The organism is Synechococcus sp. HIMB2401 (assembly GCF_042883245.1).
GTDB lineage: Bacteria > Cyanobacteriota > Cyanobacteriia > PCC-6307 > Cyanobiaceae > Parasynechococcus.
The window spans coordinates 110,844-133,241 of the sequence record NZ_JBDJKK010000002.1 but is presented as its reverse complement, the minus strand read 5'-3'; the positions used below and the strand labels follow the sequence as shown (position 1 = coordinate 133,241).

Genomic DNA, 22,398 nt, shown 5'->3' with positions numbered 1-22,398 from the left:
TTGATCTCCTTGGTTCAGCACTGGCTGCCGGATGTGTTGGAGCTGCTGCGCTCCCCCGCTGGGGCGCTGCTGTTCATGCCGCTCTATGCCCTCTGGGTGACGCTGCTGCTGCCGGGGGTTTGGGCGTCGATGCTGGCCGGGGTGCTCTACGGCACCTGGCTTGGCAGTGGCCTGGTGTTTGTTGGGGCCTGTCTCGGGGCGGTAGTGGTGTTTCTGCTGGGGCGTTCGGTGCTGCGCGACTGGGCCCGCCGCCGGTTGGAGCAGCTCCCCAAGTTGCAGGCGGTGGAGCGGGCCGTGAGCAAGGAGGGCCTGAAGTTGGTGTTGCTGACGCGCCTCTCGCCCGCCTTTCCCTTCTCGCTGCTCAACCTGGCCTACGGCCTCAGTGAGGTGAGCCTGCGGGATTACAGCATCGGCTTGATCGGCATCCTCCCCGGCACGGTGCTGTTCTGCGGCTTGGGTGCCTTGGCCGGTGATGTGGCCCGGTTCGGTGAGGTGCTGGGGGGTGAGGCCGATGCGGGCACCTGGGCGCTGCGGGTGGTGGGGGTGCTCGCCACCTTGGCCGTGGTCTGGCTGGTGAGCCGAGCGGCTCGGCGGTCGCTTCAGGATGTGGAGACGTCGCTCTGATCGGGATTGGGCAGACGCCAGTCCCGCAGGGCAGCGATCAGGATGAACCAAGCCAGGCGTGCGCGGTTGGCTGGGCCGGTGTTCTGCTGCAGCTCAGCCAACTTGGCCCGTCCGCAGTCGGTCTTGATCCAGCGGTGCAGGGCAGGGGGGGATGGGCTCATTGCTGCAGCAGGGCGGTGAGGTCGGCTTCGCTGAGCACCGTCACCCCGAGGCTCTCGGCTTTGGTCAGTTTGCTGCCAGCGGCTTCGCCCGCCACCAGGTAGTCGGTCTTCTTGCTGACGCTGCCGCTCACTTTGCCGCCGGCCGCTTCGATCAGCGCTTTGGCCTCGCTGCGGCTGAGGTTGGGGAGCGTGCCCGTGAGCACCATGGTCTTGCCCTGCAGCACGCCGTCGGCGTCAGCCCCGGCTTGGCTGGCGGCCTGCTGTTCGGAGGCACTCGCCTCCAGTGAGAGCCCAATGCTGCGCAAGTCCTGCAGCAGTTGTTGGTTGGCGGGGGTGCGCAGCCATTGGCCCAGGCTGTCGCTGATTTCCGGGCCGATGCCATGCAGTTCGGCGATCTGCTCCGGGGCCTCCAGCGCTGCTGCCGCAAGGCTGTCGATGCTGGAGAAAGCGGCTGCGAGCGCTTTGGCGTTGACCTCGCCGATGTGGCGGATGCCGAGGCCATAAAGCTGACGGTGCCACGGCTGCTGTTTGGAGGCCTCTAGGGCCTCCACCAGCTTGGTGGCCGACTTGTCGCCCATCCGATCCAGGCTGGCGAGCAGGGCCGCATCCAGGCGGTAGAGATCCGCCAGCGAGCCCAACAGGCCGCGGTCCACCAGCTGTTCGATCAACTTGCTGCCGAGCCCATCCACATCCAGGGCGCCCTTGCTCACCCAGTGCCGCAGCCCACCCCGCAGGATCGCTGGGCAGCTGCTGTTCACGCAGCGGGTGGCGGCTTCATCGCCCTCCCGCACCAAGTTGGAGCCACATTCGGGGCAGTGCTGCGGCAGTTGCACCGGGGTGGCGTCGCTGGGCCTGAGCTCCGGCAGCACCCGCACCACTTCGGGAATGATCTCCCCGGCTTTGCGCACCACGATGGTGTCGCCCAGGTGCAGATCCAGTTCTGCGATCCGATCGGCGTTGTGGAGGGTGGCGCGGCTGACGCTCGTGCCGGCCAGGGCGACCGCTTCGAATTCAGCCACGGGGGTGATGGCCCCGGTGCGGCCCACCTGAGCACTAACGCGGATCAGACGGGTGGGGGCTTCTTCGGCGGGGTATTTGAGGGCGATGGCCCAGCGCGGGGCCTTCTGGGTGAAGCCGGCTTCGTCCTGCAGCTGAAGGTCGTCCAGCTTCACCACCACGCCGTCGGTGGCATAGGCGAGGTCATGACGCCCCTGCTCCCAGTGGTCGCAGAAGCGCTGGATGGCGGCCAGGTCTTCGCAGCGCTCCCGGTTCGGGTTCACGCGGAAACCGGCCCTGTTCATCCACTCCAGAGCCTTCCATTGGCCGGGGGGTTGGGCGTCACCCGGCAGGTGCAGGGTGTAGGCGAAAAAGTCGAGCCGGCGGGCGGCCACCACCTTCGGATCCAGTTGGCGCAGGGTTCCGGCGCAGGCGTTGCGGGGATTGGCGAACAGCGCTTCACCCCGTTGCTCCCGTTCGGCATTGATCGCCGCGAAGGTGGCATCAGGGATGAAGGCTTCTCCTCGCACTTCCACCCATTCCGGTGGGTTCTCGATCTGCAGCCGCAGCGGAATGGAACTGATCGTGCGCACGTTGGCGGTGATCTCTTCACCGCGGCTGCCATCGCCCCGGGTGGCGGCCCGCTCCAGCACCCCATTGCGGTAGCTCAGGGCCAGGGCGTTGCCGTCAATTTTTAGTTCCCCCACCAGGGGCAGGCGGGTGTCTTTGGGACGGTCCAGCACCTTCAGCAGCCGCTCGTGCCAGGCCTGCAGGTCGTCGCGGTTGAAGGCGTTGTCGAGGCTGAGCATGCCCACGCGGTGCTCAACGCTGGTGAACCCCTCCGCCGGAGCTCCGCCCACCCGCTGGGTGGGGCTGTCGGACCGTTGCAGGTCCGGATGGTTCTGTTCCAGCTCGAGCAACTCGCGATAGAGGCGGTCGTAGACCGCGTCCTCCATCACCGGAGCATCAAGAACGTAATAGGCGTGGCCGGCACGGTTGAGCAGCTGCCGCAGTTCCGCGGCCCGCTCGTGCGGATCAGCCATTGACCTGGTTGATGCGGGCAATGCGCCAGTTGTCGTCCACCTTGGTGAAGGTGAAGTCGAGGGGGAGCTCTTCGTCGCCTTCGGACTTCAGCTTCACGGTGAGGATCAAGTTGCCTTCCTGCACGCGGGGGCGGCCGGACTTGAGATTGCGGAACTTGTTCAGCTTCAGGCCCGCCAGGAAGCGGATGAACTGCTGGCGGCTCACGTGCTGGCGGTAGGCCTTGGTGGTGAGCAGGTAGGCGGCATCGATGCGGCCGGCAGCCACCTGGGTAAAGAACTGCTTGATCAGCGGATTGATGCCGCGGGCGTCGAGCACCAGCTTCACGGCGTTGTAGATCCAGTACCCCAGCAGGGTGAGACCCCCGGCCAGCAGAGCTTTGCTGCCGATCTCCCGCACCAGTCCCAGTTCCATCACCAGCTGTCAAAGCAGGGCCGAGTCTGACTGACCACGGCAGGATGGCGCTGATTCGGATCTCCTCCCCCCCCGTTCTGTGCCTTTGCAGCCCCTGCTGCCGCTGTTTCACCGCCTTAACCGGGAGCATTTCGGCGGTGCTTTGGTGGATGGGGGCCAGCCGCTGACGGCGGTGCGCTGGAGCGATGGCCGGATGAGCCGCACGGCGGGGTTCTACCGCCGTGGCCCCGGTGTGGGTGAGGGCCGCGGCAGCGAGATCGTGCTGTCGCGGCCGGTGCTTGAGCCCTTGCCGCAGATCGCCACGGAAAGCACGCTCTGCCACGAGATGATCCACGCCTGGGTTGATCTGGTGCAGCGTCGCCGCGAAAGCCACGGGCCGCTGTTCCGGGCCCGGATGGCCGCCATCAATGCGGCCCAGAGCCGGTTTCAGGTGAGCATCCGCCACAGCTATCCGGTGCCGCCCCGACCGCCCCGCTGGCTGGCGGTCTGTCCCCGTTGCGGCCGCCGCACCCCCTGCCGAAGGCGCACACGCAATGCCGCTTGCCGGGCCTGTTGCGTCGAGCATTTCCATGGCCGCTGGGATGCCAGCTGCGTGCTCAGCTACGTGGAGGCGGAGGGTTAGATGGAGGTGTTCTGGCTCACCCTGGAGTGCGGCGGTGTGGTGATTGTGTTGCTGGGATTGCAGCGGGAACAGTGGTTGCGCCGCCGCCGTCGGTAACGTCAGGGGATGGAGGAGCGTTTCGATCGGTTGGACCGGTTCCGTGATCAGCGGGATCGCCGTCTCGACCAGTTCTTGGAAACCGGCCGTCAGCTCGTGGATGGGGTGTCCGGTCGGCGACCAGGACAACGGCCTGGAGGGCGGCGCTCCGGTTTGGATCTCGATTCGGTGGGCCGCTGGGTCGGCGAAAAGGTTGAGTGGCTGCTGGAAGAGGACGATGACTGGCAGGAGCCCTGGCAAGAGGCTGGCCGTGGTCGGCCAGAGCCTGCACGTTCGATGCGTTCCGCCCGTCGCCCCCTTGAGGCGATCTCCCGCCGGAGCCGTCGGGGAGCAGCAGCGCAGGCTCCAGCGCCCCCATCAACGCCACCTGTGGCTCAGGAGTTCAACGCAGCAGACCAGGGCGAGTGGCCGGAGGACGACAGTTTCCGAGTGCAGCGCTGGTCGCGCTCTGCCCAGCCGGCAGCTCGTCCGGAACCCGAAGCCGCGCCCAATCCAGCGGGCTCCCGCCGGGCCTTGCCCCGCTCCAGCCGCCGCCGGATCGACTAATGCCTCGCGTGCAATGAGCGTGGGCTGACCCGGTAGCGGCAGCCCCGTGCAGCGAGCTGGTGGTTCACATCCTCGAGTAGTTCGCCGGGCATCTCTTCCGCCATCTGGTCCGCTGTGGCGGTGATCGATGGGGATCCCACCTGCAGCGCTTCCAACAGTTGGGTCCACTGCTCCACTTGCAGGCTGCGGCTCATCGGCTCATAGCCCTTCTGTTCCAGCAGCTGGCTGCAGACCGTGCGGTTCCAGAACACGGTGCGTCCCTGGCCATGGGGGCCGGTCTGCATGGCGGCATTGGCGTCGAGGGCGCTTTGGGTGGGGCGTCCCCGCCTGTCACGCCAGCCTTGATGTTCGAGGGTCTTGCCGCAGTGAATCGCCGAAATGCCGTAGATCCGACCGAGGTCGGTGAGGCTGAGCCAGGAGGTGGTGGCAGCCATGACACGGTGCACCGAATTGGCCACATCTTCCTGTGAGCACAACGAATGGCAAGTTGTCAAGAGCAAATCCCAACAAACCCGCAGGTTTGTTCATGAATTTTGTTGAAACTCCTGGCGCAGCGTGGGTCCGAGCCAGGTTTCGAGTTGCGGGCTGAACACTTCGCGAATCACGGTGAGGGCTTTGCCCTGGCGGAAGAAGCGGTAATGGCGGCTCCAGTAGGGGCCGCGATGGCCAAAGGTCTGGTCGAGCCAGTCCCCCTCCACCAGTGCCAAGCCATCCACCTCACGGAACAGCTCGGAACGCCCTTCGGTGAGGCTTTTCCAGATCGGCTGGTTGCGGTCTCGTAGGTGCCAATCCGCTTCGGCCTGGTTCCACCAGCTTTCGGCCCAGGCCAGCGGGGTGCCGCCGCAGGTGAGCCACACCTGGCGGCGCAGCAGTGGTGCCATCAATTCCTTCACCTCTTTCGGTGCCCCGGGGTGGTCGGTCTGGTCGGCCTCCATGGCGATGAGATCCACGGCAACGGGCGAACCGGTGAGCAGGCGGAGGTGGCGGGTGGGGCTGCCATCGCCCAGCAGCATCAGCCGCCAGGGGCCGGGCAGTTGACGCGGCCCCTCCGCTGAGAGCACCGCATCGGTGGGGGCTTGCCAGAGCTGGTGCGGTGATGGATGAAGACGGGGGGTGGGGTTCAGAACAGTCCTCCCACCGAGAGGGTTTGGCGTTGGCCGTTGCGGCTGATCACGGCACCGCTGTCGGTGACCTCGCTGAGCACCCAGCCGCTGCTGCCGATCGCTTCACCGATGCCGGCGGACACCGATCCCTGCCCCAGCTGAAAAATGGCGGAACTGCTGTCACCGGGGCCCTTCACCACACCGGTGAGTTGCGGGATCGGTCCCATCGGCGCCAATGCCTGATCGCTGCCCAGCGGCTCAACCGTCAAGGGTTGTTGGATCGGCATGGTCAGCGGTTCGAGGCTTTGGATGGCAAGGGAGGCCTCCTCGGACGTTGCTGTCTCTTCTGCCTGGCTTTCTCGGGCCGCCATTTGCTCGCGCAGCTGCTCGATCAGGGCGGCGTTTTGCTTCCGTTCCAGCTCCAGGCGGGAGCGTTGCAGGCTGCTCACCAGCCAGGCGCTGCAGATCACTCCGGCAACGGCGATGCCACTGATCAGCGGCAGCAGCCAGGTGGAGGGGGAGCGGCGTTCGCTGGGTTCGCTTGGTTTGGTTGTTGGTTCGTGCACATCCATATCCATCGGCACCAGGTGCGGCTGGCTTGGGGCGGTGACCGTCTCGCGGTCGAACACGTTGTCCATCACCTGCTCAGCCCGCAGGTTCCAATAGGCACGTGAGGTGGGAACCCTGGCTGGCAAGGCAGAGATTTCAGGAGTCCAACGCTATCGAGCTTCTGCGGTGGGGGCGAGGGGTTGGCGTTCCCTTTGCTGCAGTTCCAGCCACATCAGCAGGGCGGTGATGTCCGCTTTGCTGACGCCAGGGATGCGGCTGGCCTGCCCCAGGGTGCTGGGTTGAATCGCCGTGAGCTTTTCGCGTGCTTCATTCGAGAGGGTGCCGATGCCGGCGTAGTTGAGATCGGCCGGCAGCTTGCGCTGGCTTTGGCGTTTCACCTGATCGATCTGCTGCTGCTGCCGTTGCAGGTAGCCGCTGTATTTGATGTCGATCTCGGCGCCCTCGCGCACGGGCAGGGGCAGATCGGCATCAGCCAGGCCATGGCGCACCAGATCGGCGGCGTGCATGCCTGGCCGGCGCAGCAGGTCGGCCAGGGTGATCGAGCCTTTGATCGCTGCACCGGTTTCCTCTTCCACCGCTGGGGCCACCGGATCGCTCACCTTGAGCCGCACGGTTTCCAGCCGATGCTTTTCGCCCTCCATCGCCTGGAGTTTGTCTTCGAACAGCTGCCAGCGCCGGTCGTCGATCAGGCCCAGCTCACGGCCCAACGGTGTGAGGCGGCGGTCGGCGTTGTCGCCCCGCAGGATCAGGCGGTATTCGCTGCGGCTGGTGAGCACCCGGTAGGGCTCGCGCAGGTCCTTGCTCACCAGATCGTCGATCATCGTGCCGATGTAGCTGCCCTCCCGGGGGAAGTGCACCGGCTCCTGGCCGCCGATCAGTCGGGCGGCGTTGACGCCAGCCACCAGGCCCTGGGCCGCGGCTTCCTCATAGCCCGTGGTGCCATTGAGCTGGCCGGCGCTGAACAGGCCGCGCACCCGCTTGGTTTCCAGGGAAGGCTTGAGCTGGGTGGCGGGCAGGTAGTCGTAATCCACCGAGTAGGCCGGCCGCAGCATCACGGCTTGCCCCAGGCCCGGCAGGCTGCGCAGCAGTTGCAGCTGGATCGGTTCCGGCAGGCCGGTGGAGAAGCCCTGCACATAGATCTCCGGGGTGTCGCGCCCCTCCGGCTCGAGGAAGATCTGGTGGCTGGGCTTGTCCGCGAAGCGAACGATCTTGTCTTCGATCGAGGGGCAGTAACGCGGGCCTTTGCTGTCGATCACGCCCCCGTAGATGGCGGTGAGGTGCAGGTTGTCGCGGATCAGCTGATGGGTTTCGGCAGTGGTGCGGGTGATGTGGCAGCTCATCTGCTCACCGCTCACCCAGGCGGCCGGGTCAAATGAGAAAAAGCGATCGGCCGCATCGCTGGGCTGCTCCTCCAGTTGATCGAGGGCGATGCTGCGCCGGTCCACGCGGGCGGGGGTGCCGGTTTTGAGCCGGTCGGTCTGGAAGCCGAGTTGCTGCAGCGCTTCGGTGAGCCCTTCAGCGGCCTGTTCACCAGCGCGGCCGGCGGCCATTGATTGATGCCCCACCCAGATGCGGCCCCCCAGGAAGGTGCCAGCGGTGAGGATCACCGCGTCAGCGCCATAGACGCTGCCGAAATAGGTGCGGATGCCGCTGATGCGTTGCTGGTCGCCTTCACCGGTGGTTTCCAGGCCGGTCACCATTGCTTCTCGCAGGGCGAGGTTGGGGGTGTGCTGCAGCAGCTGCAGCATCTGGCGTGAATAGAGGCGCTTGTCGGTTTGGGCGCGCAGGGCCCACACCGCCGGGCCGCGGCTGGCGTTGAGGATCCGCTTCTGGATGGCGGTGGCATCGGCCAGGCGCCCGATCACGCCACCGAGGGCATCCACTTCATGGACGAGCTGGCTTTTGGCCGGGCCGCCGACGGCCGGATTGCAGGGCTGCCAAGCGATGCGATCGAGATTGAGGCTGAACAGAGCGGTGTTCAGGCCCAGCCGGGCAGCGGTGATCGCCGCTTCACAACCGGCATGGCCACCACCGACCACGATCACGTCGAAGGATTCGGTGGGGGCGGCGCTGAAGCTCATGCCTCCATTATCTGAGTTGGCTCAGGCCGCCAGGTTGCGGAAGCGGGTGTACTGCGGTTCGAACAGCAGTTTCACCGTGCCCACCGGACCGTTGCGGTGCTTGGTCACGATCACTTCGGTGATGCCGCGGTCGGGGGTTTCCGGGTTGTAGTACTCGTCGCGGTAGATCATCAGCACCAGATCGGCGTCCTGCTCGATTGAGCCCGATTCCCGCAGGTCGCTCAGCATCGGTCGCTTGTTGGTGCGTGCCTCCACACCCCGGCTCAGCTGGGAGAGGGCAATCACCGGCACGTTCAGTTCCCGGGCCATCTGCTTTAGGCCCCGGGTGATGCGCGAGAGCTCCTGCACCCGGTTGTCGGAGCCTGAGCCTTCCATCAGCTGCAGGTAGTCGATCATCACCAGCCCCAGCTCCTTGCCCTGTTCGGCCATCAGCCGCCGGCAGAGCGAGCGCATCTCCAGCACGCCGGAGTTGGGTTTGTCATCGATGAAGATCGGCAGTTGCCCCAGGCTGTTGATGCCCTGGCCCAGCAGCGGCCATTCCTCCTGTTGCAGGCGGCCGGTGCGCAGCCGGCCCGCTTCGATGCCCACCTCCATCGAGAGCAGGCGGTAGGTGAGCTGCTCTTTGCTCATCTCCAGGGAGAACAGGCACACCGGCAGGTCGTGCAGCTGGGCCACGTTCTTGGCCAGGTTCAGCACGATCGAGGTTTTGCCCATGGCCGGCCGGCCCGCCACGATGATCAGGTCGCTGCGCTGCAGGCCCTGGGTCATCGCATCCAGGTCGTAGAAATTCACTGGGATGCCGGCCACCGAGGTGCCCAGCGAGCGGCTTTCGATCTCCTCAAAAGTCTGGGTGAGGATTTCGGCGGTGGGGGTGAGTCCCTTGGAGGGTTTTTCCTGGCTGATGGCAAAGATCTTCTGCTCCGCCTGGTCCAGCACCTGCTCCATCGGCAGGCTCTGATCAAAGCCCAGCTGGATCACTTCATTGCCGGAGCGGATCAGCTGGCGGCGCAGGAACTTGTCCATCACCAGCCGGGCCACCTGCTCGATTGAGGCGGTGGACGGCACCCGCTCCACCAGCTCCACCAGTCGGTTGTTGCCCCCCACCTTCTCGAGCGCGCCGGTGTCGGCCAGCCAGGCGCTCATGGCGGTGAGATCCGTCGGCTTGCCCTGGCCGTGCAGCATCAGGGCGGTGCGGAAGATCTCCCGGTGGGCGTTCAGATAAAACGCTTCCGGCTGCAGCACATCGGCCACGCGCCCGATCGCATCGGGATCGAGCAGGATGCCGCCCAGCACCGCTTCCTCCGCCTCCAGGTTCTGGGGCGGAAGCGAATCAGGCAGAGCCTCGAAATTGGGCTCGTCGTCGCGGCGGCCCTTGCCAAAACCACGGCGTCCCCCATCGTTGTTCTCTGGCAGGGGGACGCTCACCATGGCGGCAGGGCGTGAAGTGAAGGAATCACACTCTGGCTCGAACGAGCCGTTTGAGTGTCAATTGACAGCGATCAGTAGCCGACCACTTCCAGGTTGATCTCAGCGGTGACTTCGCTGTGCAGCTTCACCGTCACGGTGTATTTGCCGGTGCGGTGGATCTCAGGCACCACGATGTCGCGGCGGTCGATCTCCTTCTTGGTGGCGGTTTCGATGGCTTCTGCCACGTCACCGTTGGTGACGGTGCCGAACAGCACGTTGTCTTCACCGGTCTGCTTCTTCACGGTGAAGCGACCAATGGTGGAGAGGGCGGTCTTGAAGTCGATGGCTTCTTGCTTCAGAGCGGCCTGACGCTCAGCTTCCTTGGCCCGGCGGTGCTCCACCTGCTTCATCACCGCAGGGGTGAGGGGCACAGCTTTGCCGAAGGGCAGCAGGAAGTTGCGGGCGTAACCAGGAGCCACTTCCACCAGGTCTCCGTCCTTGCCGAGGCTGAGGACGTCCTCATTCAGAACGACTTGTACACGCTTAGGCATGGGACCGGTATGAAGGATGGAGACGGGTGCGATCGACCACGTTACGACGTGGCCGGTTGTTGAAGGTTGCTTTGAGCCTCAGGAGGCTCCGGGGACGTAGCGGGCCGTGCGGATCCGGCTGGCCAGTCCGAGGCGCTTGAGCAAGCGCACGTGCTGCCAGGTGAGATCGAACTCGAACCAGCGCAAACCGTGGCGTGCACTGGCCGGATGGGCGTGGTGGTTGTTGTGCCAACCCTCACCGAAGGAGAGCAGTGCCACCCACCAGCAGTTGCGGGAGAGGTCGGGGCAATCGAAATTGCGGTAGCCGAAGGCGTGGGTGGCGGAGTTCACCAGCCAAGTCACGTGGTACACGACCACGAGGCGCAGAGGAATGGCCCAGAGCACCAGGCCAAGGCCACCGCCGTGCACCTGGGCGGATTCACCGAACCAGTAGAGCCCAAGGCCCAGGGGGATCTGCAGCAGCAGGAACCAGCGGTCGAGCCAGCGGTAGAAGGGGTCACACTGCAGATCTCCGGCGTAGCGGTCGAGTTCCTTCAGGGCCGGGATGTCGTGCAACATCCATTCGCTGTGGGCCCACCACAGGCCACGGCCAGCGTCGTGGTGATCCGTGGGCTGATCCGAAAAACGGTGGTGATGGCGGTGCAGACCCACCCATTCGATCGGGCCGCTCTGGCAGGCCAGGGTGCCCATCAGCACCAGGATGCGCTCAACCCACACCGGCACCACCAGGCTGCGGTGCGCCACCAGACGGTGCAGGCCCAGGGTGACGCCCAGCACCGTCATCCAATAGAGAACGCCAAAGGCGACAACGCCCTGCCAGCTCCAGAAGCGCGGCAGCAGCGCCACGGTGGCGAGCACGTGCATCACCAGCATGAAGCTGGTGGTTCCCATCTTGAATTTGCGCTGACGCGCGGGCAGTCGGTCACGCGGTGCCATCACCGCGGCCCGCTGCCGAAGCTCGCGGGTGTCAGCTGTTTGCGAGGAAACCAAGCGGATTCTCCTTGGATTGACAAAGCCGCTCAGACAGGAAAACCAGGGAGCGGATGGTGCCGTTAGTGACAGAAATCTAAAGGAGTTGCCGCATCGCAGCGGCTCCCCGCGTTGTGAATTCTGGCGTTGGCCAGGGTTTAGGAAGGCATGACATCCGTCAGGCAAGTGGTGATCAGTGCGTTTGCAGAGGACCTGATCAACGCGGTGGCGCGGGAGCAGGCCGACTTGGCTGCAGCGAGGACGGCGGCGGTGGAGCAACGCCTGCAGCGCGTGTTGGAGGCCCTGGCGGCGGAGCGCGTTGGTACCCAGCACTTTGCGTCGCTTACCGGTTACGGCCACGGGGATCAGGGCCGTGAGGTGGTGGATCGGGTCTTTGCCCGGGTGCTGGGGGCCGAAGCCGCCGCGGTGCGCCTGCAATTCGTCAGCGGCACCCATGCCATCGCCGCTGCACTGTTCGGCGTGCTGCGGCCCGGGGATCGTCTGCTTTCGATCACGGGTCGTCCCTACGACACCCTTGAGGAGGTGATCGGTCTGCGCGGCAAGGGCCAGGGTTCCCTGGCGGAATTCGGGGTTGCCTACGACGCAATCGATCTGCAGCCCGAGGGGGCGGTGGATGAGGCGGCCTTGAACCAGGCCTTGGAGCAGCCCTGCCGGATGGTGCTGATCCAGCGCAGCTGCGGCTACAGCTGGCGTCCGTCGGTCACGGTTGAGCAGATCGCAGGGCTGTGTGAGCGCATCCATGCCCGCCAGCCCGACTGCGTTGTCTTTGTCGACAACTGTTACGGCGAGTTGGTGCAGGCGCAGGAACCGACGGCGGTTGGGGCGGATCTGATCGCTGGATCGTTGATCAAGAACCTCGGTGGCACCATCGCCCCCACCGGCGGCTACATCGCTGGACGGGCCGATCTGGTGGAGCAGGCCTGTTGCCGGCTCACGGCGCCGGGCATCGGCAGTGAGGGCGGCACGGGATTTGATCTGCAGCGGCTGGTGCTCCAGGGGCTGTTCCTGGCACCGCAGATGGTGTCGGAGGCCTTGATTGGTGCCGATCTGGTAGCGGGGGTGTTTGAGCGGCTGGGCTTCCCCGTCAATCCAGCGCCCGGGGCCGTGCGCAGCGATTTGATTCAGGCGGTGCGGCTGGGCAGTCCCGATGCCCTCAAGGTGGTGTGCCGTGCCTTCCAGGCGATGTCGCCGATCGGGGCCTACCTCGATCCAGTTCCGGCCTCGATGCCGGGCTATGCCTCGGATCTGGTGATGGCCGGGGGGACCTTCATCGACGGTTCCACCAGTGAATTTTCGGCCGATGCGCCGCTGCGGGAACCGTTCAACCTTTATGTGCAGGGCGGCACCCATCGCGCACACATCCGCCTGGCCCTCTCCCGTGCGTTGTGTGACCTCAATGCGGCAGGACTGATCAATCTCCCGCAGACTGGGACCACCTGAAACTGCCTCGATGGCGTTCGCGTTCCCCGACTCTTTTCGCTTCGCCGACAGCCACGAGTACGCCAATGCCGATGGCGAGCTGGTGCGGGTGGGCATCAGTGCCTTCGCCGTTGATCAGCTGGGCGACATTGTTTTTGTGGATCTTCCGGATGTAGGCGCCAGCCTGGCGAAGGGCACCAGCTTTGGCTCGGTGGAGTCGGTGAAGGCCGTGGAAGACATGTACGCACCGATTGCCGGTGAGGTGGTGCAACGCAATGAAGCGGTGCTGGCCAGTCCGGAGGAACTGCAGAACGACCCCCACGGTGAGGGCTGGCTCCTGGTGCTGCGTCCGTCGGACCCCTCCGAGCTCGACAGCCTGATGACCGCCGAGGCCTACGGCGCCAAGGTCAACGCCGGCTGACATCAAGGCTGCCTGACATCAAGGCTGGCTGACATCAAGGCTGGCTGACATCAACGTTGGCTTTCATCAGCGCCGGGGCTTCGCTCTTACGATCGTCCGGCGGGGTGTGCATTCGACGTTGACTTCTCCTTTTGCGCAGCGGCACATCGGCCCGAGTGAGGCGGAACAACTCCGCATGCTCAATGCCCTGGGCTACAGCGATCTGCAGGAGTTCATCGCTGATGTCGTGCCCGCCGACATCCTTGATTTCAAGCCGCCTGTGGAGGCCTTGCCCGAGGGTTGCGGGGAGGCGGAGGCCCTCCAGCAGTTGAAGCAGTTGAGTGAAACCAACACGCTGCGTCGCTCCCTGATCGGGCTGGGTTACTACGGCACGGCAACCCCGGCCCTGATCCAGCGCCACGTTTTTGAGAATCCGGCCTGGTACACCGCCTACACCCCCTACCAGGCGGAAATCGCCCAGGGTCGTCTCGAGGCCCTGCTCAACTTTCAAACCCTGATCAGTGAGCTCACGGGCTTGCCGATCGCCAACGCGTCGCTGCTCGATGAAGCCACCGCCGCCGCGGAGGCGATGAGTCTCAGCTTCGGGGTGTGCCGTCGCCCTGAAGCGACACGGTTCCTTGTGGACGCCAATGTGCTGCCCCAGACTTGGGCGGTGCTGCAGACCCGCGCTGAACCCCTCGGCATCAGCCTTGAGCGGGTCAACCCGGCCACGGCGCCGATCGATACGTCGGTGTTTGGTGTCCTGCTGCAGTTGCCCGGTGCCGATGGATGCCTCTGGGATCCAACCGCCGTGATCGAAGCGGCCCATGCCGCCGGTGCCTTGGTCACCGTGGCAATCGACCCCCTGGCGCAGACCCTGATGGCGCCCGTGGGATCCCTCGGGGCTGACATTGCCGTGGGCAGCGCCCAACGCCTGGGGGTGCCAATGGGATTTGGTGGTCCTCACGCCGCCTTCTTCGCCACCGTTGAGGCCTACAAGCGCCAGATCCCGGGCCGTCTTGTGGGGCAGTCCAAGGATGCGGAAGGCCGTTCGGCCATGCGCTTGGCGCTGCAAACCCGTGAGCAGCACATCCGCCGCGACAAGGCCACCAGCAACATCTGCACGGCCCAGGTGCTGCTGGCCGTGATGGCCTCGTTTTATGCGGTGCACCATGGCCCTGATGGTCTGCATGCCATCGCCCAGCGCATCGCTGGCCTGCGCAGCCAGTTGGAGCAGGGCCTGCGGGCCCTTGGTTATCCGCTGGAGCTGGTCGACCGCTTCGACACCGTCACCGTGCACTGTGCGTCGGCACCGGCTGTGCACCGCGCTGCCGCCGTTGCTGGTTTCAATCTTCGGGTGCTGCCTGATGGTGCAGCGCCGGCGGACGCCACCGGATTCGGTATCAGCCTCGATGAGCTCTCGGATCAACAGGAGCTGCAAGCCCTGCTCGCTCTGCTGGCGGAGGCCTGCGGTCAGGCCACCCCGCAGCTCGAGGTTGAGCAGCCCCCGTCCCTTTCCCTGCCGCAGCGCAGCCAGCCCTGGCTGAGCCAGCCGGTTTTTCATCAGTACCGCAGCGAATCAGAGCTGTTGCGCTACATCCAGCGGTTGGTGAGCCGTGATCTCTCGCTGGTCCACGGGATGATTCCGTTGGGCAGTTGCACCATGAAGCTCAACGCCGCCGCTGAGCTGCAGCCGGTGAGCTGGCCTGCGTTTGCGGCCTTGCATCCCTTTGCCCCAGCCGATCAGGCCCAGGGCTATCGCCGTCTGGCCGACGATCTGGAGCAATGGCTGGCCGCCCTGACGGGCTTTGCCGCCGTGTCGTTGCAGCCCAATGCCGGTTCCCAGGGGGAATACGCCGGGCTGCTGGTGATTCGCGCCTGGCACCGCTCCCGCGGTGAAGCCCATCGCGACATCTGTCTGATCCCCACCAGCGCCCATGGCACCAACCCCGCCAGTGCCGTGATGGCCGGCCTCAAGGTGGTGGCTGTCGCCTGTGATGACGAGGGCAACATCGATCAGCAGGATCTGGCGGCGAAGGCGGCCGAGCACGCCGACCGGCTGGCGGCGCTGATGGTCACTTACCCCTCCACCCACGGCGTGTTTGAAACCGGCATCCGTGAGATCTGCACGGTGGTGCATCGGTACGGGGGCCAGGTGTACCTCGATGGGGCCAACCTCAATGCCCAGGTGGGGCTGTGCCGTCCTGGTGCCTTCGGTGCCGATGTCTGCCACCTCAACCTGCACAAGACCTTCTGCATCCCCCATGGGGGCGGTGGCCCTGGCGTGGGGCCCATTGGTGTGGCGGCGCATCTGGCGCCCTTCCTGCCGGGGCACCCTTTGCAGGCCGGCGCCGCATCGGCCATCGGTCCGGTGTCCGCAGCTGCGCTCGGTAGCGCCAGCATCTTGCCGATCAGCTGGATGTACCTGCGGATGATGGGGGCGGAGGCCCTGCGGCAGGCCAGTGCCGTGGCGCTGTTGTCGGCCAATTACCTCGCTCATCGGCTTGATGCCTCGTACCCCGTGCTGTTTCGCGGCAGCACCGGCCGGGTCGCCCATGAATGCATCCTTGACCTGCGCCCGCTCAAACGGGATGCGGGGATCGATGTGGATGACATCGCCAAGCGTTTGATGGACTACGGCTTCCATGCGCCCACCGTCAGCTGGCCGGTGGCCGGCACGGTGATGGTGGAGCCCACCGAAAGCGAAAGCCTGGCGGAGTTGGATCGTTTCGCCGATGCCCTGGTGGCGATCCGTGAGGAGATTCGCGCCATTGAAACCGGCAGCAGCGACCCTCAGAACAACCCGCTCAAGCGTGCTCCCCACACCCTGGCGGCCGTCACAGCGGATGACTGGGATCGTCCCTACAGCCGTCAGCAGGCCGCCTTCCCGATGGAGGGGCAGCAGGAGAGCAAGATCTGGCCTGCTGTGGCACGGATTGATAACGCCTTTGGTGATCGCAACCTGGTGTGCACCTGTCCGTCGGTGGAAGCGGTGGCTGTGGCGGCTTGAAGCCCTGGTGCAAGGGGTTCAGAGCGTGTAAATTTTCACTGAAAGTGGAAAAATTGGTTTGATTCCGTTCATCGCCCTTGCGAGTTCGGTCAAACTGTTCGACAACTGATTCGTCTGTCGGGGGACACCATGGATCGGGACAACAACAAGAAATCTGCGCTCAGCAGCGTTGAAGGGCCTGCCCTTCCTCAACTTCCTGAGGGTCTGGAATCGGCCTTCAATCGTGGTCATACCTTGTCAATTGAAGGAACCAATGTGATTCGGGTTCCTTTTGGCACGCGCCGTTCCCGTCGTAGCCGCCCCGAGCGGCCCGATCACTGGGCCACCCTGGTGATTCCTCTTCAACCGGTGGGCGATCCCACTCCACCGCCGGCAGCGGCCTGAGTTCAGGCCACGCCGATCTCTGATTCTTCCTGGGCCAGACGCCAGTCCAGCAGGGCTTTGACGTCGGCCAATGAGCAGGTTGGTGTGCGGAAGGGCAGCAATCGCATCGGGCTGCGTTCCGGCCTCACCAGCCAGCTTCGGTTGGTTTGAGGCATCAAAAGAAAGCCGCGGTACCGAACCGAGGCCTCCTGACCGTTCATGAATCCCATCGCTCTAGGGATTGTTTGGAAGTGACCCCGTCATTTCAGGGCACAAGATCTGGTGTCGTGCACTTGCACCAGATCTTTTCCGGATTGCTTCACGCCAGGGCAAACAGCAGCACGTCGGCGCGCTCACCGAGGCCGATCAGCTCGCTTTGTGTTGCTGCATCCTGGATCAGGCCCACCCCATCGCCCCGCCGCAGCGCCTGCTTGGGGGAGCCTTCACCGTTGAGCGTCAGCTCCCCATCAATCACCTGAAGCCAGAGCCATCGCTCCTTGGCGTCGGGCAAGGGCAATTGCTGTTGGCGTAGCGGTTGGGCACGCCAGAGGCGCACGGCACGTTCGATGGCCATCGCATCGCCGGTGGCGTTGGGCTCAATCAGGGGCGTCCAGCCCTCGCCGATCGCGAAGGGTTTCTGCTCGTAGGCGGGCTGGATGCCCAGCTGTGCTGGCTCAATCCAGATCTGCAGCAGCCTGCAGGGCGCGCCGGTTTGATTGATTTCGCTGTGCACGATGCCCCGGCCGGCACTCATCCGTTGCACCTCGCCGGCACGCAGCACCGCGCTGTTGCCCATCGAGTCGGCATGGGTCAGGGCCCCCTCCACCATCACCGTGATGATTTCCATGTCCCGGTGGGGGTGCATGCCGAACCCTTGGCCTGCAGCAATGGTGTCGTCGTTGATCACCCGCAGGGGGCCGAAGCCCATCCAGTTCGGATCCTGATGGCTGCCGAAGCTGAAGCTGTGCCAGGAATCGAGCCAGTCCAGCTGGCTGTGGAAGCGCTGGTCTGCGGGTCGCAGGATCACGGTTGACGTGGTGGCGTGTTGACCTGTTGGCGGTGCCATCCGGGACATCGAGGTGTTCAGAGTTGGAGGGGTTGCATCTGCAGAAGCCGCTGCACCAGGTCGTTGATGCTGTCGTCCTGGGCGGGTTTGGCGTGGTTGCTCAGCAGCTGACGCCCCACCACCTGAGCCCCGAGGTGAGTGAGCTGGATGCGCAGGGATACCAGCAGTTCCATGCCGCCACCGCCGGAGAAGGTGGCCATGGCGATTGGCCGCCCATTGAACAGGGATCGGAAGTCGTCGTCGGTCACCGAGAGCCAGGCAATGGCATTGGTGAGCGACGGCGGAATGGAGCCGTTGTATTCAGGGGCGCAGATCACCCAGCGTGGGGTTGCGTGCAGCTGGTCGTGCAGGGTCGCCAGGTCAGGGCCCGCCCCTGCTGCCTGGACCCGTGGCGTGAACAGGGGTAGATCGAGCTGCGTGAGATCGATCAGTTCGGCGCTGGTGTTCTGAGCTGCGGCGGCCTGCACGAAGCGTTCCGCCAGCTTGCGGTTCTCGCCATTGCTCGCCGTCAGAACGATGAGATCAGAGGGCATGGAGACGGAGGCTTTTGGTCGAATCGTGCAAGGGGGTCAGGCCGTTTTCAATTCGGCTTCGCGGTAAGGAACAAAGCTGGCTTTGCGGGAGCCGCAGATCGGGCAGTGCCAATCGTCGGGAATCGCCTCGAACGGGGTGCCTGGGGCGATGCCGGAATCAGGATCCCCTTCGGCGGGGTCGTAGATCATCGAGCACACCTTGCAGATCCACTTGCCCGGGATCGGTTGATCGGCCTGGCCTGCGGTGCCCTTGCCTTGCAGGGCCTCGAGGGCAACGCCATAGGTTTCGGCGTGATGCTGCTCGATCGGGGTCAGCAGGCCGAAGTTCTTGGCGGCGGTGCGGAACAGGCCCGCATGCTCCTTGGATTCGATGCTTTGCTCGGCGAATTCCGCTGCGGCTACGCTGTCCCGGCCCTGCCGGGCCTGGGCGGCGAACTCCGGATACATCGTTGTGTACTCGTAGGTTTCGCCTTCAATCGCCACCTCCAGGCAGCGGCTCAGGATGGCCTGCTTCTCCTCGTCGCTGAGCTGCTCGGGGTCGTTCACCACCAATTCAGGGTGCAGCAGGCGGAAGTGGGCGAAGGCGTGTTCCGTTTCCTGCGCTGCGGTGTCGCGAAACAACTTGGCCAGGTCCTTGTGGCCCAGCTGTTTGGCCACCTCTGAAAAGAACAGGTATTTGCGGTTGGCCATGCTCTCGCCACCGAAAGCGGCCTCGAGATTGGTGTGGGTGGAAGGCTTGGAAAGGTCCATCGATGGCACCAGGGCTCGTTCCATCAGCCTAGCCCTAACTCATAATGAGTATGAGTTAGCGGGAAGTTCGGTTGGCCGGCTCAGACTGCCTGCTCAGTAGTTGGCGCCGCTGCGGCGTTGGTGCACCGCGGTGCTGCCCTCCGCATCCAGCACCCCGCCGTGATCCACTTCGGCATAGATCAGCCAGTGGTCGCCGCATTCCATCCGCTGGCTCACCTTGCCGTCCAGCCAGGCCAGAGCATCCGGCAACAAGGGCTGTTCGGCGGGGCTGGTGTCCAGCTCAAGGCCTGCAAAGCGATCGGCACCGGGTTCGAACGGTTGCAGGAATTGCTTCATCAGGGCGGTTTCGCGGCCTTCGGCCAGCACGTTCAAGGCGAAGCGATCGCCCTTGTGCAGCAGCGCTTCCACGGCGCGGTCCTTGGCCACGGCCACGGTGATGCCTGGGGGACTGAAGCTGGCTTGGCTCACCCAGCTGGCCACCATGGCGCCGCTCAGCTCCGCTTTGCGGGTGGTGAGCACGCAGAGGGAGCCGATCACACGGCCCAGGGCCAGCACCGCTGGATCGCTGCGGCTTTCGCTCAAGCCCCCCGCACTGCGCCGTTGCGCCCGTTTCTGGCTCTGCAGCAGCTGGCGGGCGAAACGGGTGCCGGTTTCCTCCAGCTCTTTCACCCGGGCGGCATCCGGACTGAACTTCACCCGGATCGGCTCGAAACCAAAGCTGAAGCCGCCATCCCGCAGCTTCGTTTCCAGCAGGTCCACGGCCTCGCCGCTCCACCCGAAGCTGCCGAACACCCCCACGGGCTTGCTGCGATCCCCCTCCGCCAAAAGGGTTCCCAGGGCCGAGACGATCGGTGTGGGGGCATGGCCCCCCAGGGTGGGTGAGCCGATCAACACGGCGTCGGCCTGCTGGATCGTGCTCACCAGTTCATCGGCGGGGGTGAATTCGCAGTTCAAGCTGTTCACCCGGATGCCGGTGCGGCTGACCCCGCGGGCCAGGGCATCGGCAATGGCTGCGGTGTTGCCGTAGGCGCTGGCAAACAGCAAAGCCACCGTCAGGCTGGCGTTCTGCTGGCCTTCTCCCCAGCGGCGGTAGTCATTCAGCAGGCTGCGCCAACTGGCTTCGATGGCCGGGCCATGGCCCGGCGCGATGGTGCGGATATCGAGTTCTTCGAGCCGTTCCACCAGGGCATCCACTTGACGGGCCATGGGGGCCATCAGGCAGTCGTAGAAGTGCCGGCGTTCTTCTTCAGTGCTGCTGCGGTTGCTTTCGGCCCAGCTGTCCGTGCAGAGGTGGGCACTGAAGAACTTGTCGCTCATCAGCAGGCCCAGGCTTTCCTCGAACGCCAGCAATCCGCCGGGCCAGCGGGGGGTTGGGGCCGGCAGCAGCATCAAGCTGCGCTGATGGCTGAGCGGCAGTGTTTGCTCTTGGCGGATCACCCGTAGGGGCGGCAGATCGGGCAGTGGTGGTTGCTCGCTCGTCTCACCGGGAGGGGCCGGCTTGCGCTGGCTCCACAGCTCTTCGATCAGCTTGGCGCCGGGGTTGGAGACGATCAGTTCCAGGCCGGCGTAAGCCTCCGCCAGATCCCGCAGCAGGGCAACGCGGTTGGGGTTGACGTGGCCCACCACCACCAGCAGCGGTGCGTCGCTGCTGGGCAGGGCTTCGGCAAGCACCGGCAGAAAAGCCGCGCTGTAGGCCACCCCCGGGGGGTGGACCAGCACGGCAGGGGCACCATCACCGGCCTCAAACAAAACACTGTTGGCGGTGCTGCCCCGCTCCAGGGCGTATTCCAGTTCAAAGCGGTGCCGTTGAGGGCTCAGACCGCGCAGACCAACGACCCCATCGTCGATCGGCAGCTGGATCGTGCGACGTGAGGTTGCGGTGCTGGTCACGCTCATCAGTAGTGGTTCCCCACTTTGCGGTGGTGCACCGCCGTGCTGGCCTCGGCATCGGCCACATTGCCCTGCTCCACCACGGCATAGATGATCCAGTGATCGGGGCCCTCCATCCGTTGCTCCACTCGGCAGCCCAGAAAGGCCAGGGCATCGGCGAGCACCGGGCCGCCGTCGGCGGTTCCCTCCAGCACGTTCACCCCAGCGAAACGATCGGCACCGGGGGGGAAGCGCTTGAGGAAATGGCGCATCAGCTGTTGATGATTGTCCTGCCGTAGAACGTTCAGCACGAAGCGGTCGCCGACCTGCATCAGGGCTTCGATCGCACGGTCTTTGGCGACGGCGATGGTGAGGCCCGGTGGGGTGAAGCTGGCCTGGCTCACCCAGCTGGCCACCATGGCGCTGCGGCGTTGCGATTCGCCCTCTCCCTGGCTGGCGGTCACCACATAAAGGCCACCGCTGATGCGACCCAGGGCCTTGTCGAGGTCGCCATCCAGGCTTTTCATCGCCGCGATCGTCTTTTCTTTGGTCAGCAGCTGGCCGAGGTCGGTGCCCGACTCCTCACAGCGTTGGTAGTCGCTGCCCTGGGGCAGCTGTTTGATCCGCAACGGGCTGAAGGCTGGCTTCTGCCCCTGGCTGCGTAGTTGATCGGCGACGGCGTCGATCGGTTCATCGTTGCCGCTGAAGGCGTCATACACCCCCACCAGTTGTTTGGGGTGCAGGGCCGCCAGCAGGGTTCCGATCGAGGCCTGGAGATCCGGTTCCGGTTCCGCGGGCCAGGTCGGCACCACAACAGCCTTGGCATCGCCCACCAGGGCGGTGAGTTCCTGGGGATCGGTGGCCCGCAGGTCCACCAGCTGCACTTGAGCATCCGCCTTGCCGATGCCGTGGGCAATGGCCTGGCTGATCCGATCGGAGAAGCCGTACTGGCTCAGATAACAAACGGCGGCATAGCTCTCGCCTTTGCTGCGCTGGCCGCTCCACTCGCGGTAGTCGCTGATCCAGTGGCTGAGGTGATGCCGCAACAGCGGTCCGTGGCCCACCGCGATGGTGTTGATCTCCGGCAGGCCATCCATGCGCTTGAGGGCCTGCAGCACGCTGCGGGCATTCGGGCCCATCAGGCAGTCGTAATAGAAGCGGAAATCAGGGGCGATGGCGCCGGGGTCGGCGTCGAAGACGTCGTCAGAGCAGTAATGCAGACCAAAGGCATCGCAGGTGTAGAGGATGCCGGTGCCGTGATCGAAGGAAAAGATCGTGTCCGGCCAGTGCAGGTTCGGAGCACTGAGGAATTCGAAGCGGTGCTGGATGCCGCTCTCGGGGTTGGTGCCGAGATCCAATTCCTCGCCCGACTTCACCGCACGAGATTTGAACGGCCTGTGCACCTGGTCCTTGAGGAACTGCAGGGCCACCTTCGATCCCACGATTTCGATCTCAGGATTGAGATCGATCAGGTCACCGATCAATCCGGAGTGGTCGGGTTCGGTGTGGCTCACGATCAACACATCGATCGCAGTTGGATCGATCTGCTGCTTGAGCAGGGGGATCCAGGTGTCGCGGAACTTGGCGTGGCTGGTGTCGATCAGGGCGGTGCGTTCCCCCCGCACCAGGAAGGCGTTGTAGGTGGTGCCGTTGCGCAGGCCGAATTCAATGTCGAAGCGGCTGCGGTCCCAGTCGAGGGAGCGGATCGTGGTGGTGTCGGCGGCGATGGCCTCGCACTGCAGCGACAGCTTCGGAGCAGCGGGAGCAACGACCATGAAACCGACCG

The 22,398-nt window shown here is 65.0% G+C and carries 23 protein-coding genes; 7 read left to right on the top strand and 16 right to left on the bottom strand.

Annotated features, from left to right (window positions below):
• Positions 1–624: a TVP38/TMEM64 family protein gene (locus AAXE93_RS05610; RefSeq protein ID WP_390128913.1), complete on the top strand. Its 624-nt coding sequence runs from the start codon at positions 1–3 to the stop codon at positions 622–624.
• On the opposite strand, the gene AAXE93_RS05605 is transcribed toward AAXE93_RS05610, so the two are convergent.
• From AAXE93_RS05605 to AAXE93_RS05595, 3 genes are read right to left on the bottom strand one after another with little or no spacing between them, the layout of a single operon-like run.
• Positions 600–785 (bottom strand): hypothetical protein, encoded by a 186-nt coding sequence (locus AAXE93_RS05605; RefSeq protein ID WP_390128911.1) that lies wholly within the window; start codon positions 783–785, stop codon positions 600–602. The two genes, AAXE93_RS05610 and AAXE93_RS05605, sit on opposite strands and share 25 nt — an antisense overlap.
• Complete coding sequence (ligA, locus tag AAXE93_RS05600; protein ID WP_390128909.1) at positions 782–2,824, bottom strand: NAD-dependent DNA ligase LigA; 2,043 nt, start codon at positions 2,822–2,824, stop codon at positions 782–784. Before ligA ends, AAXE93_RS05605 begins: the two co-directional genes overlap by 4 nt.
• Positions 2,817–3,236: a hypothetical protein gene (locus AAXE93_RS05595; RefSeq protein ID WP_114987734.1), complete on the bottom strand. Its 420-nt coding sequence runs from the start codon at positions 3,234–3,236 to the stop codon at positions 2,817–2,819. Before AAXE93_RS05595 ends, ligA begins: the two co-directional genes overlap by 8 nt.
• A 79-nt stretch (positions 3,237–3,315) precedes the next feature.
• Here AAXE93_RS05595 and AAXE93_RS05590 point away from each other — a divergent pair, with 79 nt between their 5' ends.
• Positions 3,316–3,858: a SprT family zinc-dependent metalloprotease gene (locus AAXE93_RS05590; protein WP_115009846.1), complete on the top strand. Its 543-nt coding sequence runs from the start codon at positions 3,316–3,318 to the stop codon at positions 3,856–3,858.
• Positions 3,859–3,963: 105 nt separating this feature from the next.
• Entirely contained in the window at positions 3,964–4,500 is a 537-nt protein-coding gene (locus AAXE93_RS05585) for a hypothetical protein (RefSeq protein WP_114987732.1), read from the top strand.
• Here the strand turns inward: AAXE93_RS05585 and AAXE93_RS05580 are convergent.
• The 7 genes from AAXE93_RS05580 to AAXE93_RS05550 all read right to left on the bottom strand — a co-directional run bounded on the left by AAXE93_RS05580 (position 4,497) and on the right by AAXE93_RS05550 (position 11,148).
• Positions 4,497–4,934 carry a hypothetical protein gene (locus AAXE93_RS05580; RefSeq protein ID WP_390128905.1) on the bottom strand — a complete coding sequence of 146 codons (438 nt, stop codon included), beginning with the start codon at positions 4,932–4,934 and terminating at the stop codon, positions 4,497–4,499. The two genes, AAXE93_RS05585 and AAXE93_RS05580, sit on opposite strands and share 4 nt — an antisense overlap.
• Positions 4,935–5,024: 90 nt before the next feature.
• A complete protein-coding gene (locus AAXE93_RS05575) occupies positions 5,025–5,624 on the bottom strand; it encodes a chorismate lyase (protein WP_390129752.1) in 600 nt (199 codons plus the stop codon).
• Positions 5,621–6,298: a pilus assembly protein PilZ gene (locus AAXE93_RS05570; protein WP_390128902.1), complete on the bottom strand. Its 678-nt coding sequence runs from the start codon at positions 6,296–6,298 to the stop codon at positions 5,621–5,623. The genes AAXE93_RS05575 and AAXE93_RS05570 overlap by 4 nt, the downstream gene beginning before the upstream one ends.
• A 24-nt stretch (positions 6,299–6,322) precedes the next feature.
• Entirely contained in the window at positions 6,323–8,254 is a 1,932-nt protein-coding gene (mnmG, locus tag AAXE93_RS05565) for a tRNA uridine-5-carboxymethylaminomethyl(34) synthesis enzyme MnmG (RefSeq protein WP_390128900.1), read from the bottom strand.
• A 21-nt stretch (positions 8,255–8,275) separates the two neighbouring features.
• Complete coding sequence (gene dnaB, locus AAXE93_RS05560) at positions 8,276–9,682, bottom strand: replicative DNA helicase (RefSeq protein ID WP_390128898.1); 1,407 nt, start codon at positions 9,680–9,682, stop codon at positions 8,276–8,278.
• Positions 9,683–9,753: 71 nt separating this feature from the next.
• Positions 9,754–10,212, bottom strand: coding sequence for a 50S ribosomal protein L9 (gene rplI / locus AAXE93_RS05555; RefSeq protein ID WP_115081280.1), 459 nt, complete (start codon positions 10,210–10,212; stop codon positions 9,754–9,756).
• A gap of 78 nt (positions 10,213–10,290) precedes the next feature.
• Positions 10,291–11,148, bottom strand: a complete 858-nt coding sequence (locus AAXE93_RS05550) for an acyl-CoA desaturase (RefSeq protein ID WP_390129750.1) — start codon at positions 11,146–11,148, stop codon at positions 10,291–10,293.
• A 201-nt stretch (positions 11,149–11,349) separates the two neighbouring features.
• On the opposite strand from AAXE93_RS05550, the gene AAXE93_RS05545 reads away from it, so the two are divergent.
• The 4 genes from AAXE93_RS05545 to AAXE93_RS05530 all read left to right on the top strand — a co-directional run bounded on the left by AAXE93_RS05545 (position 11,350) and on the right by AAXE93_RS05530 (position 16,415).
• Positions 11,350–12,642 (top strand): aminotransferase class I/II-fold pyridoxal phosphate-dependent enzyme, encoded by a 1,293-nt coding sequence (locus AAXE93_RS05545; protein ID WP_390128895.1) that lies wholly within the window; start codon positions 11,350–11,352, stop codon positions 12,640–12,642.
• 10 nt (positions 12,643–12,652) lie between these two features.
• Positions 12,653–13,042 (top strand): glycine cleavage system protein GcvH, encoded by a 390-nt coding sequence (gene gcvH / locus AAXE93_RS05540; protein WP_115081278.1) that lies wholly within the window; start codon positions 12,653–12,655, stop codon positions 13,040–13,042.
• 118 nt (positions 13,043–13,160) lie between these two features.
• On the top strand, positions 13,161–16,031 hold the full coding sequence (gene gcvP, locus AAXE93_RS05535; protein WP_390128893.1) for an aminomethyl-transferring glycine dehydrogenase: 2,871 nt from the start codon (positions 13,161–13,163) through the stop codon (positions 16,029–16,031).
• A gap of 129 nt (positions 16,032–16,160) precedes the next feature.
• Complete coding sequence (locus tag AAXE93_RS05530) at positions 16,161–16,415, top strand: hypothetical protein (RefSeq protein WP_390128892.1); 255 nt, start codon at positions 16,161–16,163, stop codon at positions 16,413–16,415.
• Between the two features lie 2 nt (positions 16,416–16,417).
• Here AAXE93_RS05530 and AAXE93_RS05525 read toward each other — a convergent pair whose 3' ends face one another.
• The 6 genes from AAXE93_RS05525 to AAXE93_RS05500 form a co-directional block, all read right to left on the bottom strand.
• A complete protein-coding gene (locus tag AAXE93_RS05525; protein ID WP_011365459.1) occupies positions 16,418–16,624 on the bottom strand; it encodes a hypothetical protein in 207 nt (68 codons plus the stop codon).
• Positions 16,625–16,713: 89 nt separating this feature from the next.
• The gene (locus AAXE93_RS05520; RefSeq protein WP_390128890.1) at positions 16,714–17,469 is read right to left on the bottom strand and encodes a pirin family protein; all 756 of its coding nucleotides are present in this window, start codon (positions 17,467–17,469) and stop codon (positions 16,714–16,716) included.
• 8 nt (positions 17,470–17,477) lie between these two features.
• Entirely contained in the window at positions 17,478–17,993 is a 516-nt protein-coding gene (locus AAXE93_RS05515; RefSeq protein WP_390128888.1) for an NADPH-dependent FMN reductase, read from the bottom strand.
• 36 nt (positions 17,994–18,029) lie between these two features.
• Positions 18,030–18,743 (bottom strand): rubrerythrin family protein, encoded by a 714-nt coding sequence (locus AAXE93_RS05510; protein ID WP_390129748.1) that lies wholly within the window; start codon positions 18,741–18,743, stop codon positions 18,030–18,032.
• Positions 18,744–18,836: 93 nt separating this feature from the next.
• On the bottom strand, positions 18,837–20,639 hold the full coding sequence (locus AAXE93_RS05505; protein ID WP_390128886.1) for a flavin reductase: 1,803 nt from the start codon (positions 20,637–20,639) through the stop codon (positions 18,837–18,839).
• The gene (locus tag AAXE93_RS05500; protein ID WP_390128884.1) at positions 20,639–22,387 is read right to left on the bottom strand and encodes a diflavin flavoprotein; all 1,749 of its coding nucleotides are present in this window, start codon (positions 22,385–22,387) and stop codon (positions 20,639–20,641) included. The genes AAXE93_RS05505 and AAXE93_RS05500 overlap by 1 nt, the downstream gene beginning before the upstream one ends.
• Between the last annotated feature and the right edge of the window lie 11 nt (positions 22,388–22,398).